General features: G+C 39.0%; 1 protein-coding gene. It reads left to right on the plus strand.

Features of this window, described 5'->3' with window-relative positions; translation table 11 throughout:
• Positions 1 to 1,301 (plus strand): LTA synthase family protein (locus PSI06_RS20935; protein ID WP_273604805.1); only part of this gene is annotated, 1,301 nt, incomplete at both ends.

Consider the following 1,301-nt stretch of genomic DNA (forward strand, 5'->3'; position numbering starts at 1 on the left):
TAGTCTATTTTTCTCAAGATTCACTAGTAAATTCACTTGTTCTTAACTCCACTTACAGTGTTGCGTTTGCGCTGAAAAACATGGGTAACGAAAAAAGTGCTAGCAATTTGTATGGCACAATGCCTCACCAGCAAGTTATAGATATAGTCAAAAAGGCTTCTTATCGTAAGCAGTTTGTCACCGGAAATATTCCGACCTTGGCACACAACAAACCTTTTGTGTCTGGAGTTAAAAAAAACTTAGTAATTATACTTGAGGAAAGTTTAGGTGCCCGATTTGTTGGACAACTTGGTGGGTTAGGTATAACTCCTGAACTTGATGAGCTATATCAACAAGGGTGGGGGTTTGACAACCTTTATGCTACGGGTACGCGCTCCGTGAGAGGTATTGAAGCAATTACCACTGGCTTTATGCCATCTCCATCTCGCTCGGTAGTTAAACTATCTAAATCCCAGCATAACTTTTTTTCATTAGCTGATGTATTGAGTCAACAAGGTTATATTACTCAATTTATCTACGGCGGTGAAAGTCATTTTGACAATATGAAAAGCTTTTTCCTAGGAAACGGATTTAACGATATTGTTGACATCAACCACATTGAAAACCCTCAGTTTATCTCATCTTGGGGCGCGAGTGATGAGGACTTATTCCAACAAGCAGATAAGGAACTGACTAAACTAAGTAATGCGGCAGTGCCATTTTTTAGTCTTGTATTTACTTCGAGCAATCACGATCCATTTGACATCCCACAAGGTAAGGTATCACTACCTGAAGGGTATAGCCCTGAAAACTATAAACGTGATCTTGCAATTAAGTATGCAGATTACGCACTAGGGAAGTTTATAAATAAAGCAAAAACACAATCGTACTGGAAAAACACCGTATTTTTGGTTGTGGCAGACCATGATGTGCGTGTTTTTGGCTCTGAGCCCGTCCCTTTAAAGTCTTTTCACATACCTGCGGTTATTTTAAACAGCGATATGAAGGCTAAACGCGACTCAAGACTTGTTAGTCAAATTGACCTACCAGTTACTTTGTTGTCACTTTTAGGAATTGAACAAGCAACTCCAATGGTGGGCTTTGATCTCACCAAAAATTATCCAGTTGAACGCGTGATGATGCAGTACTACGACAATTTTGCATACCTAGAAAATGATCGCGCTGTCATCCTAATGCCAAATCAACAAACTAGCTATTGGCGCTATAACAAAAAAACCAAAATACAAAAAAGAAATAAACCGCAAAACGCAGATAAAACGTTAGCTGAAAAAGCACTCGCTCATGTGTTATTTAGCAACTTA

This window comes from Pseudoalteromonas sp. GABNS16E (assembly GCF_028598715.1).
In the GTDB taxonomy this organism is placed as follows: Bacteria; Pseudomonadota; Gammaproteobacteria; order Enterobacterales; family Alteromonadaceae; genus Pseudoalteromonas; species Pseudoalteromonas atlantica.